Below are 21,787 nucleotides of genomic sequence, written 5' to 3' on the forward strand. Positions count from 1 at the left end.
CGGGCAGCCCGCGAGGCGTTCAGCCGGTCCGGGCCATCGCCCGCACCGGCGCGCCGTCCGCCCCCGGAAGCAGCAGCGGGAAGAGGAACACCTCGACCGCCGCCGCCCCGACCAGGCGGTCCAGGCCGGTGAGGTTCTCCGCGATGACCCCGCCCGCGCCGCACAGCACCCGATGGGCCGGCAGACCGTGGTCCGCGTCGGGATCGCCGGGCCGGGGGCTCGGGTCCACGCTGAGCGCATCCACGGCCACGGTACGGGCGCCGGTCTCGACCACGGCCCGGGCGGCCCCGGGGGTCAGCCAGGGGTGGTCGAGGTAGGCGTCGCTGCCCCAGTGCTCCGACCAGCCCGTGGCGAGGAGCAGCAGTGCGCCGGGTGTGGCCGTGAGGGCGTCGAGCGCGGGGGCCAGCAGAGCCTCGGTGATCGGCGAGCGGGCGGGCAGTCCCCGCACGTCGGCCACGACCGCGCGCCCGGCGAACCGGTCCGCCGGCAGTTCGTCCAGGCGCGGCCAGGCGTCGTCGACGTGGTACGGCGCGTCGACGTGGGTGCCGGACTGCGAACCCAGGTGGAGCGCCAGGACGTTGACGCCGTCGGCCGGGGCCCGCAGTGCGGGGGAGACCGTGACCTGAGGGTCACCGGGATACACGGGCATCCCGGTGACGATCGGCACCGACAGGTCGATCCAGGCCGTCATCGGCCGCCCTCGGCCGCCAGCGCGGGAGACACCTCGTCCGCCGGGGTGCCGGGACCGGTGATCGGGGCCACCGGGGCCTCGACGGTACGGGCCAGCCGCGGACCCTCGGGGCCGTACGCCGCCCGGGGCTCGGGGAACAGCCGCAGCAGCGTCAGGAACAGGATCGCGGCCACCGCGAGCGACAGCGGCAGGCTGATGTCGACGCCGTTCGCCAGGCCGCCCAGCGGGCCGACGAACTGACCCGGGATGTTCGTGAACAGCACGCCGATCACCGCCGCCACCCACCAGGCGGTCATGCCGCGCCAGTTCCAGCCGTGCGCGAACCAGTAGCGGCCGCCGCGCTGACGGCGGTTGAAGACCTGCAGCGCGTCGGGGTCGTACCAGCCGCGGCGGGTGCAGAAGCCGAGCATCATGACGACCATCCACGGTGTGGTGCAGGTGATGATCATCGTGGCGAACGTCGAGATGGACTGCACGAGGTCCAGGCCGAACCGGCCGATGAAGATGAACGCGATGGACAACACGCCGACCAGCAGCGTCGCCTGCACGCGGGAGAGCTTCGGGAACACCGACGAGAAGTCGAGGCCGGTGCCGTACAGCGAGGTGGTGCCCGTCGACATGCCGCCGATCAGGGCGAGCAGACACACCGGCAGGAAGAACCAGCTCGGCGAGATCGCCAGCAGCCCGCCCACGAAGTCGGGCGCGGCCGGGTCGACGTACTTCGGCGCCTTCGTCGCGATGATGCTCGCGGTCGCCAGGCCGAAGACGAACGGCAGCAGGGTCGCGATCTGGGAGAGGAACGCGGCGCCGACCACCCTGCGCCGCGGGGTGCCGGCCGGGATGTAGCGCGACCAGTCGCCGAGGAAAGCGCCGAAGGACACCGGGTTGGACAGCACGATCAGGGCCGCCCCGATGAACGACGGCCAGAACATCGACCTGGTCGCCGCGTCCGCCGAGGCCGTGAACACACCGGCGTACGACGGGTCGAAGTCACCGGCGAAGGCGATCGCGCCGAGCAGGAACAGCACGGTCGCCGAGGTCACCGCGATCTTGTTGACGAACAGCATGAACCGGAAGCCGTAGACGCACACCGCGAGGACCAGCCCGGCGAACAGGGCGTACGCGACGACGTACGACGGCGTGCCGCGCTCCAGGCCGAACAGCCGGTGGGCGCCGCCGACCAGCGCGTCGCCGGAGCTCCACACCGAGATGGAGAAGAACGCGACGGCCGTCAGCAGCGACAGGAACGAACCGACCACGCGGCCGTGCACGCCCAGGTGAGCGGAGGACGAGACCGCGTTGTTGGTGCCGTTGACCGGGCCGAACACGGCCATGGGGCAGAGGATCAGCGCACCCGCGACGACACCGAGGACGGTGGCCGCGAGTCCCTGCCGGAAGGAGAGTCCGAACAGGATCGGGAACGCGCCGAGTACGCAGGTGGAGAAGGTGTTGGCGCCGCCGAAGGCGACCCGGAACAGGTCCAGCGGGGTCGCGGTGCGGTCCGCGTCGGGAATCCGCTCGACGCCGTAGGGCTCGACCTCGGTGAGGGCCGGCGGCGGCGCGGTCGGCGAGTCGGGGGACTGAGGGGTCACGGAGGGCTCCAGCGAGGTCGCGGCGATGGAGCGCTGGGTCGCGCGGCGGTGGCGGACGACCGCCGTGCCGCAGGGGTGGTGCGGCGCCGGCGGGGGTCGCCCGGAGCGGTCTGCAGACGGTAAGACCGCGGTGAGGACCCCTGCCAGAGGACGATTCATCCATCTTCGCCGTCGTCAGTGGAGGAATCGGCCACCTCCTCCGCGTCGGGTCCCTGCGCCCGTACCCGCTGGACGTGTTCCAGCGACTCGCGCAGCTCGGTCAGCCAGTCCTCGGTGTGGCGCTGGACCAGGCGCACGCACCAGGCGAGGGCGTCACTGCGGCTGCGGGCGACGCCCCCGGCGATGAGGGTGTCCAGCACCAGACGCTCCGGCTGGCGCAGCCGGGTCATGACCGGCGCGGCGACATGGGTGAACAGGGCACGCTCCGGACCGCACACCACGCCCCAGGAGACCTTGCGGCGGAACAGGTGCTCGGCCTCCCGGGCCACCTCCATCCGGTCCTCGCGGGTGCGCTCGCGGAACTCCTGGATCCGGGCGCGCAGTGCGGCCTCCCGCTCGGCGTCCGAGGCGCCCTCGGCGAGCCGGGGCTCGGGGACGCGGCCGATCACCGTGATCTCCTCGCGGTCGGCGGTGACCTCCACCAGTTCCTCGAAGAGACCGTCCGGCAGACGGCCGGCGAACCAGCCGCGCAGCTTCTCCTTCTGCTCTGCTGTAATCATGTAATCAGCGTTACGCGGACACCTTCATGAACACAAGGAGTCGTGAAGGCGTCGTGAAAGCTTTCACTCACGGCGAACCCGGAATGTTTCAGGCCGATTAACGAGTCGGTGGTTTTCGGCCATGTGACCGCTCTCTGCGATCAAGAACCGCTCAGTTGCGCGGTCAGGGGCTTCCATTTCCGTAACTTCACGCCACTGTTTCAACACGCAAGGTTACTGAAAGCGGTGGGTTCGATGTGTGTTTCGGCGGCGGACTCGGCAGAGTGGCGCTCGCCGCTCCGGCGCCCACCGGGTCGGAGCCGGCAACCATCTATCCGAGCGGAAGGATGCATACAATGCGGAACACCGCGCGCTGGGCAGCGGCACTCGGCCTCACGGCCGCCGCCGTTTGCGGACCCCTGACCGGGGCCGCCGTCGCTGCACCGGACGCCGCCCCGTCGTCGCTCTACGCCCCCTCGGCGCTGGTCCTCACCACCGGCCACGGCAACGACGCGGCCACGGCCACCCCGGAGCGCGCCGTCACCCTGACCTGCGCCCCGACGGCCTCCGGCACCCACCCGGCAGCGGCCGCGGCCTGCGCCGAACTGCGCGGCACGGGCGGCGACTTCGACGCCCTGAAGGCCGCCGGCGACGTGTGGTGCAACAAGCTGTACGACCCGGTCGTCGTCACCGTCCAGGGCGTCTGGCAGGGCAAGCGCGTCTCCTACGAGCGCACCTTCGGCAACACATGCGTGCGGGACTCCGTGGGCGGCGGCGTCTTCGCCTTCTAGGACCGGGATCGCAACGGACCCCGCACAGGCCGGAACAGGTCCGCAACCGGGGAGTGCGGCCCCTGGAGCGGGGAACCTGCGATCTCGTACCGGAACCGACGGGCGGAGTGGGGCCGCCCGCCGGCTTCCGGGCACACAGCCGCTCCCCGGGCGGGCCCGTGGGGGGCCTTTCCCGGGGAGCGGCGAAAAACAGCCGGTTTCAACCGCTGTCCTTGGTCTTGCGCCGGTGACTCGTGTCGCACCAGGGATAACGGCGACTGCGCCGGCAGGTACACAGAGCGACCAGGAAACGGTCCGAGGACACCGTGGTGCCGTCCTCCAACTCGACCTCCACCGGCCCCTCCACGAGCAGCGGCCCCTGCCGCCGCACCGTGATCCGGCGGGCCCGGTCAGCCCGTTCGTTCGGCACGGACGACCACCAACTCCTCCTCCTGTGCGACCGGAGCGAGCAGACCGCACCGGCGCAGCCAGTCCTCCCGCGAGCGCAGCACCGGACCGAAGGGGATCCAGCGACGCCGGACCACCGAGGCCTTCAGGCGTGCGGCGCGCAGCAGTTGCAGGGTGCGTTCGGGATCGCTGAGCGCGGACTGCACGACCAGCAGCACGCCTCCGGGGCGCAGCAGTGCGGGCGCGTCCCGGCAGATCCGGTCCAGCACCTGCCTGCCGTCTTGGCCCGCGTCCCAGGCCCGGGCCCGGCCGCGCGGCCCGCGTCCGGCATCGGGTGCGGGGACGTACGGCGGGTTCGCGAGGATGAGGTCGTACGTGCGGCCCCGGACCGGTCCGAAGAGGTTGCCGCGCCGGATCCGCACCGGCAGCCGGGTCAGCCAGGCGTTCATCCGTACCGTCCACACCGCCAGCCGGGACACGTCCACCGCGGTCACCTCGGCGCCGTGCCGGGCCGCCTCCAGGGCCAGCGCCCCGCTGCCGGTGCCGACGTCGAGCACCCGGGCGCCGGGCGCCGGGGCCTCCTCGCGGAGGGACTCGGCCAGCAACTCCGTGTCGTCCTGCGGGGCGTACACGCCCGGAAGCACCACAGCGATCACACCGCGCGAGTACCCCGACATTCAGGATGTATGGGACACCTGCGGCGTCAGGGGTGTGCGCAGGGACGAGCGCCCGGCGCGCCAGTCGGCGAGCAGCCGCCGCGCCAGCCGGTCCTCCAGATACTCGGTGGCATCGATCCCGAAGGTCACGTCCGCCGCGAGTTCCGGCTCCTCGGCGAGCAGCCCGCCGATCACCTGATGGCGTACGACCTGTTCGTGGACGGCGTCCGCCTCGACATGCTCGTCGTAGAAGAACTCCGCCGCGGGGCCGGCGCCGGTGCGGCGCATGGCCTCGGCGAGCCGCCGGGAGGCCGGTGAGGAGGTGATCTCCACGTCGGCGAAGTGGCCCACCAGCGCGCCGCGCAACCCGCGGTGCAGGCCGAACAGGGACATCAGGTTGACTACGGCGAGCATCTCCGCGCGGGCCGCGTCCAGATACCGGCCGTAGGCGCTGTCCAGGCCCAGGTCCTGCATCAGTGCGGCGAACAGGCGCGCGTGCACCCTGTCGGCCCGGCCGCCGCCGAACTCGTCGAACTCCACCGCCGCCATCCCCGCCTTGGCCCGGCCCCACAGCCGAGGCAGCACCCAGGCGTGCGGGTCGGCCTCCTTCAGGTGGTACAGCGAGCGCTGGGCGGCGTACTCGCGCAGCTGCCACAACTCGCCCTCGGCACAAAGGAAATGGCTGACCCCGCTGCCCTCGACCGGTTCGACCAGCAGCGCGGCGAGGGCGTCGTCGAGGCTGTCGTGGCCCGGCGCGTCGGCGCGCAGCGCGGACAGGAAGCGGCGCTCCAGCGCGGCGCGGACACGCAGCAGGTCCGGATCCCATTCGGCCTCGGGGCCGACGCCGGCGAAGCCCCGGTAGTGCAGCTCGTAGCACAGGTACAGGGCGAGTTGCGGGTCGTCACCGTAGGTATCCGCCTCCTCGGCCTCGGCGGGGCGCGGGAGCGGTCCTGCGCCGCGCAGGCGGGCGGCGACCGCGGCGGAGAGGGGGCCTCGGGGCGGGGGCAGCCGGGGCCCGCGATCATGGCTGTTCATGAGTACCGGGTACCCAGGCCCCGGGAGGGCACGGCGGGCCGTGCCGCCCCGGGGACGGCTGCGGGTGGCGGTTCGGTCGCGGGACGGCTGCCGGTGGTGGCCGGGCGCCGGGACGGACACCGGCGGTCGTTCGGCCCGGGAAGATCTCCGGTGTGGCTCCGCCGTCGGCGCGCACGAGCCGTGGCCACGCCTGGGGCGCATGTGTGCCGGCCTGGGGCACATGTGTGCCGCCCCCCGAGCTACGGCCGGTTCCCGGCCGGTCTCCTCAGTCCCCGTCCGCCTGCTCCTGCGCCTCGGTGTTCGGTGTGATGACGTCCCCGGCCTCGCCGCCGGCGGCCCTGTCCTCGTCGCGCTTCTCGGCCTCCTCCACCTCCCGGAGCACTTCCTGCAGGGCGGTGTCGAACTGTTCCTTGCGCTCCTGCTCGTCTTCTTCGCTGGTCATGGCCTCTCCTTCCGCCGCCGTACCCCTGATCGCTGAGTTACCCGCCGACGGCGTCTCAAGCGCTCTGCCAGGGAGTGCGCCGGGGCCGCCAGGCCGGCACCGCACGACAGTAGCGCTCGTACTCGGCGCCGAACCGTCGCACCAGTCCCGGTTCCTCGTACCAGCGGACGAACGCCCAGGTCAGCACCCAGGCGCCGGCGGCATAACCGAAGAGCACCGGCCGGGCGAGCAGCAGACCCTGCCCGATGAGTACGGCGATCATCGCGACGTAGATCGGATTGCGCACGTACCGGTAGGGGCCGCTCACCACCAGCCGCACGGGCGGCGCGACCGGCGCCGGCGTGCCGAGCCCCTCCAGGGCGAACCGGGTGAAGGCCGCCAGTATGACGACGGCACCGGCCGCCAAGGGCAGCAGACCGAGCAGCCGCAGCGGCGGCCACCAGTGGCCGGCCCGCCAGCCACCGGTCAGCCACCACGGCACCAGCACGGCCGCGCTGCCCGAGACGAGGACGAGGAACAGGGCGCTGCCGAGCGCCGCCGACGCCTTGCGCACAACCCCACCATGCCAGGGCGAGGGGCCGCCGTCTCCCTGCTGACGGCGGCCCCTCGGGCCGGATGGCGCGTGGCCGTCACATGTGGACGACCGGTGCGGCGCCCGCGTCCTGCTGCGGCACTCCGCGCCGGTAGAACAGGAAGGCGAGCACCGTGCCCGCGGCGAAGAAGCCCGCCGACCACCAGAAGGCGGTCGTGTAGCTCTCGATCGTCGCCTGTGCCCGCACCGGCTTGCTGGTGGCGTCCCGGCCGGAGAGGTAGTCGGTGGCGGCGCTCGCGGCGAGGGTGTTCAGCAGTGCCGTGCCGATCGAACCGCCCACCTGCTGCATGGCGTTGACGGTCGCGGAGGCCACACCCGCGTCCTCGGCCGCGACCCCGCCGGTGGCCAGCTGCATGGCCGTCGGCATGACCAGGCCCAGGCCCACGCCGATCACGATCAGCTGCGGGAGCACCGCGCTCAGGTAGTGCGAGCCGAGGCCGATGCCGGTCAGCCAGGCCATGCCGGCCGTGGCGACGGCGAAGCCCAGCGGGATGACCGCCTTCGGGCCGATCCGGGGCAGCAGGACCGTGGTGCCCAGCTGGGCCGTGACCATCAGCGCACCGACCATGGGCAGGAACGCCACACCGGTCTTCGTCGGGCTGAAGCCGAGGTTGAGCTGGAGGTAGTAGGTCAGGAAGAGGAACACGCCGAACATGCCCGCGCCGGTGATCAGCACCGCGACGAAGGAGGCCGCGCGGTCGCGGTCGAGCAGGATGCGCAGCGGCAGCAGCGGATGCGCGGCCCGGGTCTGCCACCAGGCGAAGGCCGCCAGCAGCAGACCGCCCGCGATCAGGAAGCCCCAGGTCAGCGGCGAACCCCAGGGGCGGGTCTCGGCGTTGGAGAAGCCGTAGACGAGGGAGAACAGACCGGCGGCCACGAGGACGGTGCCCGGCACGTCCAGCTTGGCGTTGGCCGCGTCGCGGTGGTTGCCCAGCAGGATCCAGCCGCCCGCGAAGGCGACGACCGCGATGGCCACGTTCACGTACAGGGTCCAGCGCCAGTCGAGCGCGTCGGTCAGCACACCGCCGAGCAGCAGGCCCACGGCACCGCCGGCGCCGGCGATCGCGCCGTACACGCTGAAGGCGCGGGCCCGTTCCCGGGCGTCGGTGAACGTGGTGTTGAGCAGCGACAGCGCGGCGGGCGCGAGGAGCGCGCCGAAGGCACCCTGCAGGGCCCGGGCGACGACCAGCATGGTGAAGCCGTTCGCGGCGCCGCCGAGCGCGGAGGCCGCGGCGAAGCCGACGACGCCGACGAGGAAGGCGGGCTTGCGGCCGAACAGGTCGGCGATCCGGCCGCCGAGCAGCAGCAGGGAGGCGAAGGCGAGGGCGTACGCCGTCACGATCCACTGCCGGTTGCCGTCGGAGAAGCCGAGGTCCGTCTGGGCGGAGGGCAGGGCGATGTTCACGATCGTGGCGTCGAGGACGACCATCAGCTGGGCGAGGGCGATGACCGCGAGGATCCACCACCGCTTCGGCGACGCGGCGCCGCCGTGCTCGATCGCGGCGGCTCCTGCTCGGGAGCCCTCGGCCAGGGTCTTCTGGGGCATGGGGAAAGCCACTCCAGGGCAAGTCGTTCGGGATACGGGAAGGCGAACAGCCCTAAACGAAACTGTTTCGTACACGTCGAGCCTACGGCGCGCCTGGCGAAACGGCAACGTTTCTCTTCCGTCTATTCCTTGACTGGCATATAACTAGCAACGCATATTAGAGCCCATGTCCGACACAGCGCTCTGGTCCGCCCTGGCCGACCCGCACCGGCGGGCCATCGTCGCGCTCCTGCTGGAGCGTCCCCGGTCCGTCGGGGAGATCGTCGAGGCCTGTGGGCTGAGCCAGCCGAGCACCTCCAAGCATCTGAAGGTCCTCCGGAAGGCGGGCCTGGTCCGGGTCCGGCAGGACGCGCAGCGCCGCGTCTACGCCCTCGACCCGGCACCCATCGCCGCCCTCGACGCCTGGCTGGCGCCCTACCGCCGGCTGTGGAACCGCAGCCTGGACGCCCTGGGCCGGCGCCTCGACGAGACGTCGGACGACATGTGACACCTCCCAGCGAAGGACTTGACGCACCATGCCCGTCGACCTCACCGGCACCTATCTGACCCTTCAGGACGGCCGCCCCGCCGTCCGCTTCAGCCGCACCTACGACCACCCGGCGGACCGCGTCTGGCGGTTCGTCACCGATCCGGACGAACTGGCCCAGTGGTTCCCCTCCCGCGCCGAGATGGAGCTGCGCCCCGGTGGCACCATCCGCTTCAGCGGCGACCCGAACATGCCCGAGTCCACCGGCCGTGTGCTCGCCGTCGACCCGCCCCGGCACCTGTCCTTCGCATGGGGCGGCGACGAACTCCACTTCGACCTGGAGGCCGTCGGCGAAGGGCGCACCCGGTTCACGCTCACCAACGTCCTCAGGGAGGCGAACACCGCCGCCCGCAACGGCGCCGGCTGGGAGGTGTGCCTCGCCGCCCTCGACGCCAAGACGCGCAGCGAGCGCTTCGAGGGCGCGCACGCCGGGGTGAGCCCGGCCTGGAAGGAGTTCTACGACGCCTACCTCGGCGCCGGCGTGCCCTCCGGCGCGCCCGTGCCGGGCCTGGACTGACGGGCGCCCCGCCGGCCGGCTCACGAACACCCGGCTCAGGTCCGCGGACGACGTGCGGGGCTGGGCTGCCTGGCCGGGGACATTCGTACGCCCGGATGGCCGTCCGGGCGCACCAGGACCGCGGGCTCCCGGCGCTCGCTCAGGCGCACCGGGCCCGCAACTCACCCGCCTGTCTCTCGGCACCGAGAACTCCTCGGTCGCATCGCGCAGGCAACCGCCGTCCGGGGCGTGCTCGCCCGATGCCGGCCGGCGCCGGAGGTCGGGCCGGGCTCCACGACTGGGCTGTCGGGGACGTCCCGGCGTACGGTCGTGACGTCGGCCCTACGCCCCCGGTCCTGCCCCCCTTCGTTCCCCGCAACCCATGATCGTCCCGGACGCACCACCCGGCGACCCGGGCCCCGTCCGTACACCGGCGGCACGCGTTCGGCCGGACTCCGCCGTGCGCGTTGTTTCAGTGTGTGGCGCCCTGGATACACCGCGAAGGTTCGGCCCCGGAGTTCGCGAGCCCGTGCCCACATGTCGCAGTGAGGTCGTCACCATGTCCCACGCCCCGCCCCCCGCAGGACCGTCGAAACGCGCCGGGCCGATCGCGACCGTCCCGGACGCGGGCTCCGTCCTCGGATCCGCCGGGAACCGGGCCGCCCGGGGCGGCACCGCCCTGGTGACGGGCGCCTCCTCGGGCATAGGTGCCGTCGTCGCCCGCCGGCTCGCCGCCGAGGGAGGCTGGCGGCTGGTGCTGAACGGGCGGGACGCCACCCGCCTGGAGCAGGTGGCCGCCCCGCTCGACGCCCTGGCCGTGCCGGCGGACCTGACCCGGCCGGGCGCCGGCCGTCTGCTCACCGATCTGGTCCTGGACCACACCGGCCGCCTCGACCTGCTGGTGGCGTGCGCCGGCCTGGGCTGGGCCGGGGACTTCACCGGCATGCCGCACGCGCGCATCGACGAGATCGTCGGCGTCGACCTGCTGGCCACCCTGCACCTCGTGCGCGGCCTGCTGCCCCACATGGTCGCGGCCGGCTCCGGACGCATCGTGCTCATCGGGTCCGTGGCGGGCAGCGTGGGCGTGCGCGGCGAGGCCGTGTACTCCGCCGCGAAGGCCGCCCTCGCTGCCTTCGCCGACGCCCTGCGCTACGAGCTGCGCCGCACCGGGGTGGGCGTGACCCTGGTCATCCCCGGCGCGGTCGACACGCCGTTCTTCGAGCGCCGGGGCGCGCCCTACACGCGGGTATGGCCGCGCCCGGTGCCGGCCGAGCGGGTGGCGGACGCCGTCTGGGCCGCCGTCCGGCACGGCAGGGACGAGGTGTACGTCCCCGGCTGGCTGCGGTACCCCGCCCAGGTGCGCGGCGTCGCGCCCGGGCTCTACCGGTGGCTCGCCGCCCGCTTCGGGTGACCGGCCATGCTCACCGTCACGGTGCTGCTCGCGCTGCTCGCGGCCCTGACCAACGCGTCCGCGTCCGTGCTGCAGCGCCGGGCCGCAGTGCAGGAGCGGTCCGAGGAGGACGGGGCCGACGGCGGCCGCGGCGCGGGACCGGCCGTGCGCCGGCTCGCCCGGCTGCTGCGGCGCCCGTACTGGCTCGCGGGCGCCGCGCTGCTGGCGGTCTCGGGGCTGCTGCAGGCCGGGGCGCTGGCCGTGGGCAGCCTCTCCCTGGTCCAGCCGCTGCTCGCCACCGAGCTGCTGTTCACTCTCCTGGTGGGTGGTGTCGTCTTCCGGCGCCGCCCCGCCCTGTGGACCTGGCTCGCCTTCGTCGCCCTCGCCGCCGGGCTGGCCCTGTTCCTGCTGGCGGCGGCCCCGGGCGCGGGCCGGCCGACCGCGCCGCCGCGGGCCTGGCTGCTGGGCGGCGGCGGGGCGCTCGGCCTGGTCGTGCTCCTCGTGGCCGCCGCCCGTCCGACGAAGGGCGCGCTCCGGGCCGCGCTGTTCGGCCTCGCCTCCGCCGTGTGCTTCGCCGCCACCGCCGCGCTGCTCAAGGAGGCCGTGGGGCGGCTCGGACACGGGCCCGCCGCGATGTTCACCCACTGGTCGCCGTACGCCACGGCCGGCGCCGGACTCGTGGCCTTCCTGCTGCTGCAGAGCGCGCTGGGCGCCGGATCGCTCACGGCCTCCCAGCCCGCCCTCACCCTGGGCGACGCGCTCACCAGCGTCGTCCTCGGCTGGGTGCTGTTCGCCGAGGCGATCCACCTCGGGCTGCGGATGCTGCCGGAGGCGCTCGGCGTCGCGCTGATCGGGGCGGGCAGCATCGGACTGGCCCGGGCACCGACCGTGGGACGGGAGTGGGACACGCGGTCCCGGGACGGGAAGGAGACCGGGAGGCGTCTGCACCGGACGCACCGATGAGGACACGAACGGAAGGCGGGTGGGCCATGTCCCCCATGTGCGGCCGTCCATGGCGGACCGCGGCCGTCCTGCTGCCGGCCGCCGTCGCCGCCGCGCACATCGGACCGGCGGCCACCTGGCTGCCCGGGGTGCGGCTGCTGCTGTTCCCGCGGCTCTCCGGCACCGGCCGCCGCCGGCACGTCGCGCTGACCTTCGACGACGGTCCCGACCCGCGGTCGACGCCCCGCTTCCTCGACGTGCTGGACGACCTCGGCGTGCGGGCCACGTTCTTCGTGCTCGGCGAGAACGTGGTGCGCCATCCCGCGCTGGTCCGGGAGACCGCCCGGCGCGGACACGAACTGGCCGTGCACGGCTGGACGCACGACCGTCCCTGGCGCCCCGCACCTGCCCGGGACGCGGCCGAGGTCGCCCGGACCGTCCACGCCCTGCACGAGGTCTCCGGCCACCGCCCGCGGTGGTACCGCCCGCCGTACGGGATCCTCACCTCCGGACGCTGGCTGGCCGCACGGCGGGCCGGGCTGCGGCCGGTGCTCTGGTCGGCGTGGGGCAGGGACTGGACGGCCGAGGCCACCCCCGCGTCGGTACGGGCCCTGGTCGCGGCGGACCTGCGCGGCGGCGGCACCGTCCTGCTGCACGACTCCGACCGGCTCGCGGCCCCCGACTGCTGGCGCTCGGCCCTCGGCGCGCTGCCGGACCTGGTCGCGGACTGCCAGGAGGCCGGCCTCTCGGTCGGCCCCTTGCGCGACCACGGGGCACGCTGCTGAGCAAAGGCCGAGGAGGCGCCGGCGCCCCCGCCCCGTCACAACCACGCCACGTCGGCCATCGGATCGCCCCGGAACAGTGCCCGCCCCCGGGACAGCCGTTGCGTTCGCTCGGGGCTGCCCTCGGGGAGCCGGGCCAGGGCCGTCAGCAATGCGGGGCCGTCCGGGGCCAGTTCCGACACGCCGAGGCCGGCCATCCGGCGGACGCCGTCCACCCCATGGCCGGGCAGCGGCCGGTAGCCGATCACGGGCAGACCGGCGGCCAGGGCCTGTACGGCGGTCTGGCCGGCCGCGTTGTCCACCAGGGCGTACGCGGCGGACAGCAGCCCGGGCATGTCGTCCACCCAGTCCAGGGCCAGCACTCCCGGCACCCGGGACACCCGCGCCCGCAGCCGCGCGTTGCGCCCGCACAGCACCACCGGCAGATAGCCGGCCCCCGCCAGCAGCCGGGCGGTGGTGTCCGGGCGGTGCGCCGCGCCCCAGGCGCCCGCCGAGAGCAGGACCGCCGGCCGGCCGGGCGCCTCGCCGGCGAAACGCCCCCGCCACCGCGCCGCCCCGGGCGCCGGTGCGCGGAATTCGGGCGCGACCGCCGGGCCGGTCGTCACGGCCGGGGTGCCCAGGGCCCTGCGCACCTCGGCCGCCGCCCCGTCCGTCAGGCACAGATACCGGTCGTTGCCGGGATGCAGCCACTGCCGGTGCACGGCGAAGTCGACCAGGAACACCGCGCTCGGCACCCGCAGCCGCCCCCGGGCCCGGAGATGACCGGTGAGCTGGGCGGCCAGATGGAAGACGGACACCACCACATCGGCGTCCAGCCGCTCCACGAGCTCCGTCAGCCCGGCGGCGGCGAGCCGGGCCAGCGGCACCCCGCTCGGGCGTGGCCCCCCGCCGCCCCGCAGGAACGCGCCGTAGACGCCGGCGTACGCCCACGGGAAGTGCCGTACCGACGCCTGGTAGGAGCGGCGCAGCCCGCCGCCCAGGCCGTACGGCAGCAGGCTCAGGACGTCGGCCACCTGCGGCTCGTGTCCGTGCGCCGCGGCGCGCCGCGCCAGTTCGGCGGCCACGGTGTCGTGACCCGCGCCCATGCTCGCGCTCAGGATCAGCGGTCGCCGCCGACCGCCCGGCGGGGCCGGCGGCGGGGAGGGCACCTCGGCAGGAGTACGCACGGGGTCCGATTCTCCGGTGGAGGCCGCCCGCAAACCGGTCACTCCGCCGCCGTGTCGCCGGACCGCGGACCCACGACACGGCATCACCGCAAGTTGCCCCGAACCCGCCGGGGTGGATGAATCGGCTCAGGACAGCGTGTGCGCGGCGAGCACGGGAGGAGCCGTGAGGTGGTGGCGGCGCGGCCTGCACCGCGCTTGGGAGTGGCTCAGGGTCGGGGCCCTGGTCGAGCGCGGCCGCGAGCTGGAACTGATGCACCGGGCCATGGGGTTCGCCACCCTGGCGCTGGTGACGCTGGCGCCGCTGCTGATCGTGGTCGCCGCCGCCGATCCCCTGGTGCGGGGCGGATTCGCCTCGTGGCTCACCGACGGCATGGGCCTGTCCGGCCGGTCCGCCCGAGTGGTCACCGACGTCATCAGCCCGCCCCGCAACGTCATCGGCACCACCAGCGTCTGGGGTGGTGTCCTGCTGGCCGTCTTCGGCGTGTCCTTCGGCGGCAGCGTGCAGAACGCCTACGAACGGATCTGGACCGTGCCTCCCGGCCCCTGGCACCGGGTCTGGCGGCAGGCGACCTGGCTGGTGGCGCTCACCGCCTACCTCTACCAGGAGGTGGCGACCAAGGACGCGCTGCACGGCGGCCAGCGGATCGCGCTGTCCGCGGCGAGCGGCATCGCCTTCTTCTGGTGGGGGCAGCGCTTCCTGCTGGGCGGCCAGGTCAACTGGCGCTCCCTGCTGCCCGGCGCGCTCGCCACCGTCCTCGGCCTGGCCGGCCTGCGGGCCTTCTCCTACCTCGTCTTCACCCCTCTCATCGTCACCAACGCGCTGAGCTACGGCGCCGTCGGCACCGTCCTCGTGGTCGAGTCCTGGCTGATCGGCGTCGGGTTCGTCATCTACGGCGGAGCCCTGTTCGGCCGCTGGTTCACCGAACACCACTGGACGCCGCACCACGACGACGGGGGAGACGAGGAGCGGGAACCGCGCCGGGGGAAGTACTGAACCCTCCCCGCGGCCGGTCGCGGCGGACGCTACGTCAGCTGCCGGCGCACCAGCTCGTGCAGCCGGCCCGTGGTGTCCGCGAGCAGGTCCGCCGGTGCGCCCTGCTGGACGACCTTGCCGTCCTCCATCACGACCACCCGGTCGGCGTCCAGGACCGTCGACAGCCGGTGCGCGATGACGACACGGGTGGCGTTCAGCTTGCGGGTGCTGTCGATGACGATGCGCTGCGTGTCGTTGTCCAGGGCACTGGTGGCCTCGTCGAAGAACAGGATGCGCGGGCGCCGGATCAGGGCCTGCGCGATCATCAGCCGCTGCCGCTGACCGCCAGAGATCGCGCCGTTGCCGGCCACGATCGTGTGCAGTCCCATCGGCATCCGCTTGATGTCCTCCGCGAGCCCCGCCATCTCGGCCGCCGCCATCGCCTCCTCCGGCGTGTACGGCTCGGCGCCGCAGATGACGTCCAGGATGGAACCGGTGAACGGCTGCGCGTGCTGGAGCACCACCCCGCACTGGCGGCGCACGGCCGACTGGTCGAGCGCCGCGAGGTCCTGGCCGTCGTACAGGACACTTCCGGAGACCGGCTTGTCGAAGCCGATGAGGAGGCGGAGCAGGGTGGACTTGCCACAGCCGCTCGGGCCGACGATCGCCACGAACTCGCCCGGCCGTACGGCGAAGGAGACGTCGTCCAGGACCAGCGGGCCGTCGTCGGTGTACCGGAAGGACAGCCGCCGGGCCTCGATCGCGCCGGACAGCGGACCCGGACGGGTACTCGACGTGCGCACCTCGGGGGTCGCCTCGAAGACCGGCTTGATCTCCTCGAACAGCGGCAGCGCCGCCACGGCCGACACGAAGGAGCCGGTCAGCTGGGTGACTGAGGTCAGCACCATCGTCACCGAGGTGTTGAAGGTGAGGAAGTCCGCCGCCGACATCGCGCCCTTCGCCGGACCGGCCAGCAGCATGAACATCAGCAGCGTGCACACCGGCAGATAGATCCCGCCGAGCACCGTGGTGAGGTTCTTGATCCGGCCGACCTTCTGCTGCAGCTCCCGGCTGCGCGCGAACTCCCGCGCCCAGGCGGCGTACGCGTAGTTCTCGGCCGCCGCCACCCGCAGCTTGGGCAGGCCGCGCAGGGTCTGGAAGGCCTGGTTGTTGAGCTTGTTGCCGAGGACCGTCAGCTTCCGCTGCCAGCGCACCTGCCACAGCCCCAGCCCCAGGAACACGGCCCCGATGACGACGAGCATGCCGAGCGCCGCCAGGGCCATCGACGGGCTGTACCAGAACAGCAGGCCCAGGTTCATCGCGCCGACGGTCACCGACTGGGCGACCACCGGGCCGACGCCCGCCAGCAGCCGGCGGATCGCGCTGATGCCCATCGCGGCACTGGCGAGTTCGCCGGTGGAGCGCTGGGTGAAGAACCGGGTCGGCAGGCGCAGCATCCGGTCCCAGACGGCGGGCTGGAGCGCGGCCTCGATCCGGCCCTCCAGACGCAGGATGGAGAGGTTCTCCAGCAGGGTGAACGCCGCCGCGACCACCCCGCTCACCATCACGGCCAGACACATCTGGACGATCAGGCCCGTCTGCGCCCTCGGCACGAACTCGCCGAGCACCTTGCCGGTGGCGACCGGCACCAGCGCGCCGATCGCCACCGTCACCAGGCCCGCGAGGAGCAGACCCGTCAGGTCGCCGCGGGTGCCCTGGAGACTGAACCGCAGCAGGCCGAACGGCGAGAGCCCCTTGTCGGGCAGTGGCCGGTAGAACATCACCGCGCGCGGCTCGAACTCCTCCGCGTTCGCCTTCTCGATCGGCGTCTCGCGTCCGGTGCCGGGGTGCACGGCCACATACCCGCCGCGCCGCCACAGCAGCGCGACCGGCGCCCCCGACAGCGCCCGGTGCCCGACCAGCGGGCCCACGTTCTCCCGCCACCAGCGCCCCTGCAGCCGTACGGCCCGCGTACGCACCCGGGAGGCGAGCGCCACCCGTTCGACCGGGTCGAGGCGTTCGCTCTCGGTGCCGCTCTGCGCGGGCTCGGCGAGGGTGATCCCGGCCGCCTCGGCGACCAGCTTGCAGGCCGCGTAACCGGCGTCGGCGTCGGCGGCCGTCGCCCGGCGGGCCGAGCGCTTGCCGATGGCGGCCAGCAGGGTCCGGTCGGCCTGGGCGCGCACCGCCTCACCGGCCTTGATCCCGGCGGCCGTACGCGTCTCGTGGGTGCGCTCCAGCTGCTCGATCCACCGGTCCAGCGCGGTCAGCAGCCGGTACTGCTGGTCGACCATGGTCTGCCACAGCGCCGGGTCCATCAGCAGGTCGGCGACGGCCTCCGCGCCGTACAGCGAGCCGTACTGGACGCTGCCCGGCGGCACCTGCATCCAGAACACGTCGTCGTCGGTCGGTGCGGCCGCCCGGTCCTCCGCCATCGGCGCCTGGAACAGCACGGACAGGCCGCGGCCGACGCCGAGCGCGACCGCGTACTCCAGCGGGCTGGTGGCGGGCGGCACGTACTGGGGGTTGCCGTACTCGTCGTACGACCAGGTCTGGGTGTTCGCCGGCTGGTACAGCTCGCGCAGATTGATCCGGTGCACCACGCAGTCCCGGACCGGGCGGGCCACCAGGGTGTGCTGGGGGCCCGCGACCGGGCCGAGCAGCAGCGCGCCCGCCTCCAGCCGGCCCAGGTGGTGCCAGTGGCCCTGCTGGACGGCGTCCACCGCGAACAGGTCCAGGGCGCCGGCCGCGACCAGCCACAGCAGCTGCGGGCTTTCCAGGTCCAGCCGGTTGAACCCGGCGCAGTCGATGCGGGTGCCCATGGACCCCAGCGCACCGAGAACGAGGTCGCCTTCGCCGACGGTCGTCATCTCATCGCTCCCTGACCAGCGCGGCGTACGCGCCACCGTGCGCCACCAGCTCCTCGTGCCGCCCGCGCTCCACGACCGTGCCGTGCTGGAGCACCACGATCTCGTCGCTGTCGCGGACCGTGCTCAGCCGGTGCGCGATCACCACACAGGCGCAGCCGCGCCGGCGCAGGTTGTCCATCACGATCAGTTCGGTCTCCGCGTCCAGCGCGCTGGTCACCTCGTCCAGGACGAGGATGCTCGGCCTGCGCACCAGGGCCCGGGCGATTTCGAGCCGTTGCCGCTGGCCGCCGGAGAAGTTGTGGCCGTCCTGCTCGACCTTGCTGTGGATGCCGCCGGGCCGGCGCATCACCACGTCGTACAGGGCCGCGTCCTTCAGCGCCTCCACCACGGCCTCGTCCGGGATCGACGGGTCCCACAGCGCCACGTTGTCGCGGACCGAGCCCTCGAAGAGGAACACGTCCTGGTCGACGAAGGAGACGGAGGCGGCGAGCGCGCCGCGCGGGATGTCCTCGAGGCGGCGGCCGTCGATGCGGATCACCCCGTCCCACGGGGCGTACAGGCCCGAGATCAGCCGGGACACCGTGGACTTGCCGCTGCCGGAACCGCCGACCAGCGCCACCTGCTCACCCGGTCCCACGGTCAGGTCGAAGCCGCTCAGCAGGGGCTTGTCCAGCGGGCTGTAGCCGAAGGTGACGTTCTCCAGCTGGACGTGCCCCTGCAGCCGGCGCGTGGAGTCGCCGCTGCCCCGGCGGGCGTAGAGCGGGTCGGCCTGGAAGTTCTCCACGTCCTTCAGCCGGGCCACGTCGGCCGCGAAGTCCTGGATACGGCCCGCGACACCGTTGAGCCGGGTGAGGGGCGCGGTGAAGCGGGTGACCAGCGCCTGGAAGGCGACCAGCAGACCCACCGAGATGTGGCCCTCGACCGCGCGCAGTCCGCCGATCCACAGGATCAGCGCGCTGTTGAACGTGGCGAGCGTCGGCGCGACCACCCCGAGCCAGGCGCTCGGCACCCCGAGCCGCTGCTGCTCCTCCAGGGTGGTGGCGTGCTGACCGGCCCACTTGCGGAAGAAGCCGTCCTCGCCGCCGGTCGCCTTCATCGTCTCGATCAGCTGAAGACCGGTGTACGACGTGTTGGTGAGCCGCGCCGTGTCCGCGCGCAGCTTCGCCGTACGGGTCGCGCGCAGCCGTACGACCAGCCGCATCGCCACCACGTTGAACAGGGCGACGCCGATGCCGACGAACGTCAGCTGCGGGTCGTAGGTGTAGAGCAGGACGGCGTACAGGACGACGACGATCGCGTCCACGCCGGCCGCCGCCAGGTCGCGGGCCAGGGTCTCGGCCACCTGGTCGTTGGACTGCAGGCGCTGCACCAGGTCGGCGGGGGAGCGCTGGGCGAAGAACGTCACCGGCAGCCGCAGCAGATGGCGCAGGAAGCGGGCGCTGGAGAGGGTGGAGGAGATGATCCGGCCGTGCAGCAGGTTGGCCTGCTGGAGCCAGGTCAGTACCAGGGTGAGCAGGACGCAGGTGCCCATGGAGGCGAACAGCACGCCCAGCAGGGAGGTCCGGCCGCCGATGAGGAACGTGTCGATGTAGGTGCGGCTGAGCGCCGGCACCGCGGCGCCGACCGCGACCAGCAGCAGGCTCGCCAGGACGGCGGCGGGCAGGGTGCCGGCGGTGCCGCGCAGCCGGGCCGGCATCGCACCGAGCACGCCAGGCTTGCGCCCGCCCTTGCTGAAGCCGTCGCCCGGTTCCATCACCAGGACCACGCCGGTGAAACTGCCGTCGAACTCCTCCATGGGCACGAAACGGCGGCCCTTGGCGGGGTCGTTGATGTACACGCCGCGCCGGCCGAAGCGGCGGCCCATGCCGTCGAAGACGACGTAGTGGTTGAACTCCCAGAACAGCACGGCCGGCGCCTGTACCTCGGCGAGGGCGGCCAGGTCCATCTGCATGCCCTTGGCCGTCAGGCCGTAACTGCGGGCCGCCTTCAGCAGGTTGGAGGCACGCGAGCCGTCGCGGGAGACACCGCAGGCGATGCGCAGCTCCTCCAGCGGGACGTGCCGGCCGTAGTGGCCGAGGACCATGGCGAGGGAGGCGGCGCCGCACTCGACGGCCTCCATCTGGAGGACGGTGGGCGTACGGACCGTGCCGCCACGGGGCTTGGGGACCGGCCGCTTGGCCGGGGCGGCGCGTCTGCGGCCGCGTTCCTGGGTGGCGGTCACGGGAGCAGCCAATCGACGGGGTGCTGGTCGGCCAGCCTGATCGAACCGGAGGCGAGCGTCATGGAGTCGAGCCGGAACGGCGGCCCGTCGGTGGTGGACCAGCGGTAACCGCTCTTGGTGGACTGCGACTTGTCCAGCGCCACCAGTACGGCCACCGGGCGCCCCTTGCCGGTGAACTGCTGCCCGAGCTGGCTGTCGCCGAGGAACGCGGAGATCGACTGCGCGGACTGCGCGGTGCGGTCCACCGACTTCACCCGGCCGCGCAGCACGCCGTAGGTCTGCGTGGGCACCGAGGAGACCGTGAGGTCGACGGAGGCGTGTGCCGGGATGGCGGCGGCGTTCTCTGCGGGCACGTACACGGTGGCGTACAGCGGGTCGGAGGCGTGGGCGACCTTCTCCACCGCGGCGACATTGGTGCCGGTCTGGATGATCTGCCCGATGGTGGCGGCGAGCGCGGTGACGCGGCCCGCGGCGACCGTACGGACCACCGAGTCGCCCTGGCTCGTACGGACCTTGAGGACCGGGGCATTCGCGGGCAACCGCTCGCCCTGCTGGGCGAGGACGGCCGTGACCTGGCCGGAGACCGGGCTCTGCAGCAGATAACTGCCCTGTCCGTGGGTGAGGATGGCCGGTGCGCTCACCGTGGAGGCGACCGAACCGGTCACCGCCCAGACGGAGGCCGCCGCCATGACGACGACGGTGACGCCGAGGGCGAGCCAGCCCTGGGGGCGGGCCAGCCGCACCGGAAGGTCCAGCTCCTCCGGCGACTGGAGCTTGGCGAGGGCCTGTTGGCGGAACTGCACGGAACTTCCCTCACCTGTGGGAGAGACGCGGGTGTTTCAGGGCATCGATGAGCCCCGGAGCCGGGGGGCGGCTCCGGGACCTTCGATGCGACGAGGTGCGATCAGAGACCGGCGACCAGGTCGGTGACCGGCTGAACGTTCAGACCGGTGACACCCTCGACGGTACCGACGGCGGTGGTGACCGCACCGGAGACCGGGGCGACGCCGTTCACGGCGCCGGTCACGCTGTTGAGGGTGTTCACGGACAGACCGCCGGAGACGTTGTCCAGCTCGGTGTCCGAGATCTCGACGGTCTCGACCTGGGGGGTGGAGTTCATGATGGAACTTCCCTTCGTATGGATATTTCACAAGGGGGAGCGGCCCCCTCTGGGGACAGACGGACGGCCGCGACCGCGGGCGCCGGGCCCCCGTCGCCGGGAGCCCGCCGCGACCCCCGCGGTGTGATTGATCAAAGCACGCAGGCAGGGGGCGCTTCCAATCAATCAGGGCTCTCACCAGGGGACTTGGCTGGGGGAGGGCGCCATCCGTGCAGGTGTGTGCACGGCATGTCGGCGACTCCTTCACATGCCACACGGCATCGTCGCGCGCGAAGGCTTGCCCGCCGGACCGCGAATCCGGCACTCCGCGCCAAAGGAGTGCCGGGGGGCGCGCGGATGTGCAGATCCCCGGCCGACAGTGACTTGGTTGAGTATTCAATGTGCAGATTCCCTGAAGCGGGGATTCCACATTGAGTGGGGAACGGACCGTTACTGATCGGTAGCGGAGCGTGTCAGTCCAAAAGTGCGTACACCGTGCTCGCCCGGGCCGCGAGCGCGCCCGAATCCGTGTCGCTCAGGGTGATGTCCGCGAACGCCATCCGGCGGCCCAGCTTCGTCAGGACCGCTTCGATCCGGACATCCGAACCGGTCACCGCCCGCTGGAACGACGTCGACTGCTGAACCGTCGTCATCGGCACGAAAGCGCCCCGGGCGGCGGACACCGCGATCACCGTCGCCGTGTCGGCGGCCGCCATCAGCGCCTGCCCCGACAGGCCGCCGCCCTCCCGGGCCAGCCGCTCCGACCAGGGCAGTCGCAGCACGGCCCGGTCCTCGCCCACCGCCTCGACGGCGAGCCCGAGATCGAGCACCCAGGGGGCGAAGTGGGCGGAGAGGATCTTGTCCGCTTCGGCGGGGGTCAGCGTCATACGGGGGT

Annotated in this window: 22 protein-coding genes; 7 read left to right on the forward strand and 15 right to left on the reverse strand. The window is 73.1% G+C overall.

Annotated elements, in window-relative coordinates:
• Positions 1-19: 19 nt before the first annotated feature.
• The 3 genes from ACZ5NH_RS03695 to ACZ5NH_RS03705 all read right to left on the reverse strand — a co-directional run bounded on the left by ACZ5NH_RS03695 (position 20) and on the right by ACZ5NH_RS03705 (position 3,002).
• Entirely contained in the window at positions 20-691 is a 672-nt protein-coding gene (locus ACZ5NH_RS03695; RefSeq protein WP_468772817.1) for a cyclase family protein, read from the reverse strand.
• Positions 688-2,283 (reverse strand): purine-cytosine permease family protein, encoded by a 1,596-nt coding sequence (locus ACZ5NH_RS03700; protein WP_468772818.1) that lies wholly within the window; start codon positions 2,281-2,283, stop codon positions 688-690. The genes ACZ5NH_RS03695 and ACZ5NH_RS03700 overlap by 4 nt, the downstream gene beginning before the upstream one ends.
• A 155-nt stretch (positions 2,284-2,438) precedes the next feature.
• Entirely contained in the window at positions 2,439-3,002 is a 564-nt protein-coding gene (locus ACZ5NH_RS03705; protein ID WP_468772819.1) for a hypothetical protein, read from the reverse strand.
• A 335-nt stretch (positions 3,003-3,337) separates the two neighbouring features.
• Here ACZ5NH_RS03705 and ACZ5NH_RS03710 point away from each other — a divergent pair, with 335 nt between their 5' ends.
• Positions 3,338-3,772 (forward strand): protease inhibitor, encoded by a 435-nt coding sequence (locus ACZ5NH_RS03710; RefSeq protein ID WP_468772820.1) that lies wholly within the window; start codon positions 3,338-3,340, stop codon positions 3,770-3,772.
• A 199-nt stretch (positions 3,773-3,971) separates the two neighbouring features.
• On the opposite strand, the gene ACZ5NH_RS03715 is transcribed toward ACZ5NH_RS03710, so the two are convergent.
• The 6 genes from ACZ5NH_RS03715 to ACZ5NH_RS03740 form a co-directional block, all read right to left on the reverse strand.
• Positions 3,972-4,181 (reverse strand): CDGSH iron-sulfur domain-containing protein, encoded by a 210-nt coding sequence (locus tag ACZ5NH_RS03715; RefSeq protein WP_388625348.1) that lies wholly within the window; start codon positions 4,179-4,181, stop codon positions 3,972-3,974.
• Positions 4,162-4,836, reverse strand: a complete 675-nt coding sequence (locus ACZ5NH_RS03720; protein WP_468772821.1) for a HemK2/MTQ2 family protein methyltransferase — start codon at positions 4,834-4,836, stop codon at positions 4,162-4,164. Before ACZ5NH_RS03720 ends, ACZ5NH_RS03715 begins: the two co-directional genes overlap by 20 nt.
• Positions 4,837-5,850 (reverse strand): iron-containing redox enzyme family protein, encoded by a 1,014-nt coding sequence (locus ACZ5NH_RS03725; RefSeq protein WP_468772822.1) that lies wholly within the window; start codon positions 5,848-5,850, stop codon positions 4,837-4,839.
• A 265-nt stretch (positions 5,851-6,115) separates the two neighbouring features.
• A complete protein-coding gene (locus ACZ5NH_RS03730; RefSeq protein WP_468772823.1) occupies positions 6,116-6,292 on the reverse strand; it encodes a hypothetical protein in 177 nt (58 codons plus the stop codon).
• Positions 6,293-6,347: 55 nt separating this feature from the next.
• A complete protein-coding gene (locus tag ACZ5NH_RS03735) occupies positions 6,348-6,845 on the reverse strand; it encodes a methyltransferase family protein (protein ID WP_468772824.1) in 498 nt (165 codons plus the stop codon).
• Positions 6,846-6,921: 76 nt separating this feature from the next.
• Positions 6,922-8,430: an MFS transporter gene (locus ACZ5NH_RS03740; protein ID WP_468772825.1), complete on the reverse strand. Its 1,509-nt coding sequence runs from the start codon at positions 8,428-8,430 to the stop codon at positions 6,922-6,924.
• 166 nt (positions 8,431-8,596) lie between these two features.
• Here ACZ5NH_RS03740 and ACZ5NH_RS03745 point away from each other — a divergent pair, with 166 nt between their 5' ends.
• From ACZ5NH_RS03745 to ACZ5NH_RS03765, 5 genes are all read left to right on the forward strand, one after another.
• On the forward strand, positions 8,597-8,917 hold the full coding sequence (locus tag ACZ5NH_RS03745; protein ID WP_388625362.1) for an ArsR/SmtB family transcription factor: 321 nt from the start codon (positions 8,597-8,599) through the stop codon (positions 8,915-8,917).
• A gap of 28 nt (positions 8,918-8,945) precedes the next feature.
• Positions 8,946-9,473, forward strand: coding sequence for an SRPBCC family protein (locus ACZ5NH_RS03750; RefSeq protein WP_468772826.1), 528 nt, complete (start codon positions 8,946-8,948; stop codon positions 9,471-9,473).
• Between the two features lie 538 nt (positions 9,474-10,011).
• Complete coding sequence (locus ACZ5NH_RS03755; protein WP_468772827.1) at positions 10,012-10,863, forward strand: SDR family NAD(P)-dependent oxidoreductase; 852 nt, start codon at positions 10,012-10,014, stop codon at positions 10,861-10,863.
• Positions 10,864-10,869: 6 nt separating this feature from the next.
• Positions 10,870-11,805: a DMT family transporter gene (locus ACZ5NH_RS03760; protein ID WP_388625370.1), complete on the forward strand. Its 936-nt coding sequence runs from the start codon at positions 10,870-10,872 to the stop codon at positions 11,803-11,805.
• Positions 11,806-11,831: 26 nt separating this feature from the next.
• Entirely contained in the window at positions 11,832-12,569 is a 738-nt protein-coding gene (locus tag ACZ5NH_RS03765) for a polysaccharide deacetylase family protein (protein ID WP_468772828.1), read from the forward strand.
• Positions 12,570-12,604: 35 nt separating this feature from the next.
• On the opposite strand, the gene ACZ5NH_RS03770 is transcribed toward ACZ5NH_RS03765, so the two are convergent.
• Positions 12,605-13,651: an MGDG synthase family glycosyltransferase gene (locus ACZ5NH_RS03770; RefSeq protein ID WP_468773079.1), complete on the reverse strand. Its 1,047-nt coding sequence runs from the start codon at positions 13,649-13,651 to the stop codon at positions 12,605-12,607.
• 244 nt (positions 13,652-13,895) lie between these two features.
• Here ACZ5NH_RS03770 and ACZ5NH_RS03775 point away from each other — a divergent pair, with 244 nt between their 5' ends.
• Entirely contained in the window at positions 13,896-14,726 is an 831-nt protein-coding gene (locus ACZ5NH_RS03775; RefSeq protein WP_468772829.1) for a ribonuclease BN, read from the forward strand.
• 29 nt (positions 14,727-14,755) lie between these two features.
• Here the strand turns inward: ACZ5NH_RS03775 and ACZ5NH_RS03780 are convergent, their stop codons facing one another.
• From ACZ5NH_RS03780 to ACZ5NH_RS03800, 5 genes are all read right to left on the reverse strand, one after another.
• Positions 14,756-17,572, reverse strand: coding sequence for an NHLP bacteriocin export ABC transporter permease/ATPase subunit (locus ACZ5NH_RS03780; RefSeq protein WP_468772830.1), 2,817 nt, complete (start codon positions 17,570-17,572; stop codon positions 14,756-14,758).
• Between the two features lies 1 nt (position 17,573).
• Entirely contained in the window at positions 17,574-19,793 is a 2,220-nt protein-coding gene (locus ACZ5NH_RS03785; RefSeq protein ID WP_388625379.1) for an NHLP family bacteriocin export ABC transporter peptidase/permease/ATPase subunit, read from the reverse strand.
• Positions 19,790-20,596, reverse strand: a complete 807-nt coding sequence (locus ACZ5NH_RS03790) for an HlyD family efflux transporter periplasmic adaptor subunit (protein ID WP_388625381.1) — start codon at positions 20,594-20,596, stop codon at positions 19,790-19,792. Before ACZ5NH_RS03790 ends, ACZ5NH_RS03785 begins: the two co-directional genes overlap by 4 nt.
• Before the next feature lie 101 nt (positions 20,597-20,697).
• Positions 20,698-20,913, reverse strand: a complete 216-nt coding sequence (locus tag ACZ5NH_RS03795; protein WP_388625383.1) for a type A2 lantipeptide — start codon at positions 20,911-20,913, stop codon at positions 20,698-20,700.
• A 452-nt stretch (positions 20,914-21,365) separates the two neighbouring features.
• Positions 21,366-21,779 (reverse strand): PaaI family thioesterase, encoded by a 414-nt coding sequence (locus tag ACZ5NH_RS03800; protein WP_468772831.1) that lies wholly within the window; start codon positions 21,777-21,779, stop codon positions 21,366-21,368.
• Positions 21,780-21,787 lie beyond the last annotated feature (8 nt).

It is taken from the genome of Streptomyces sp. NPDC031426, assembly GCF_055581585.1.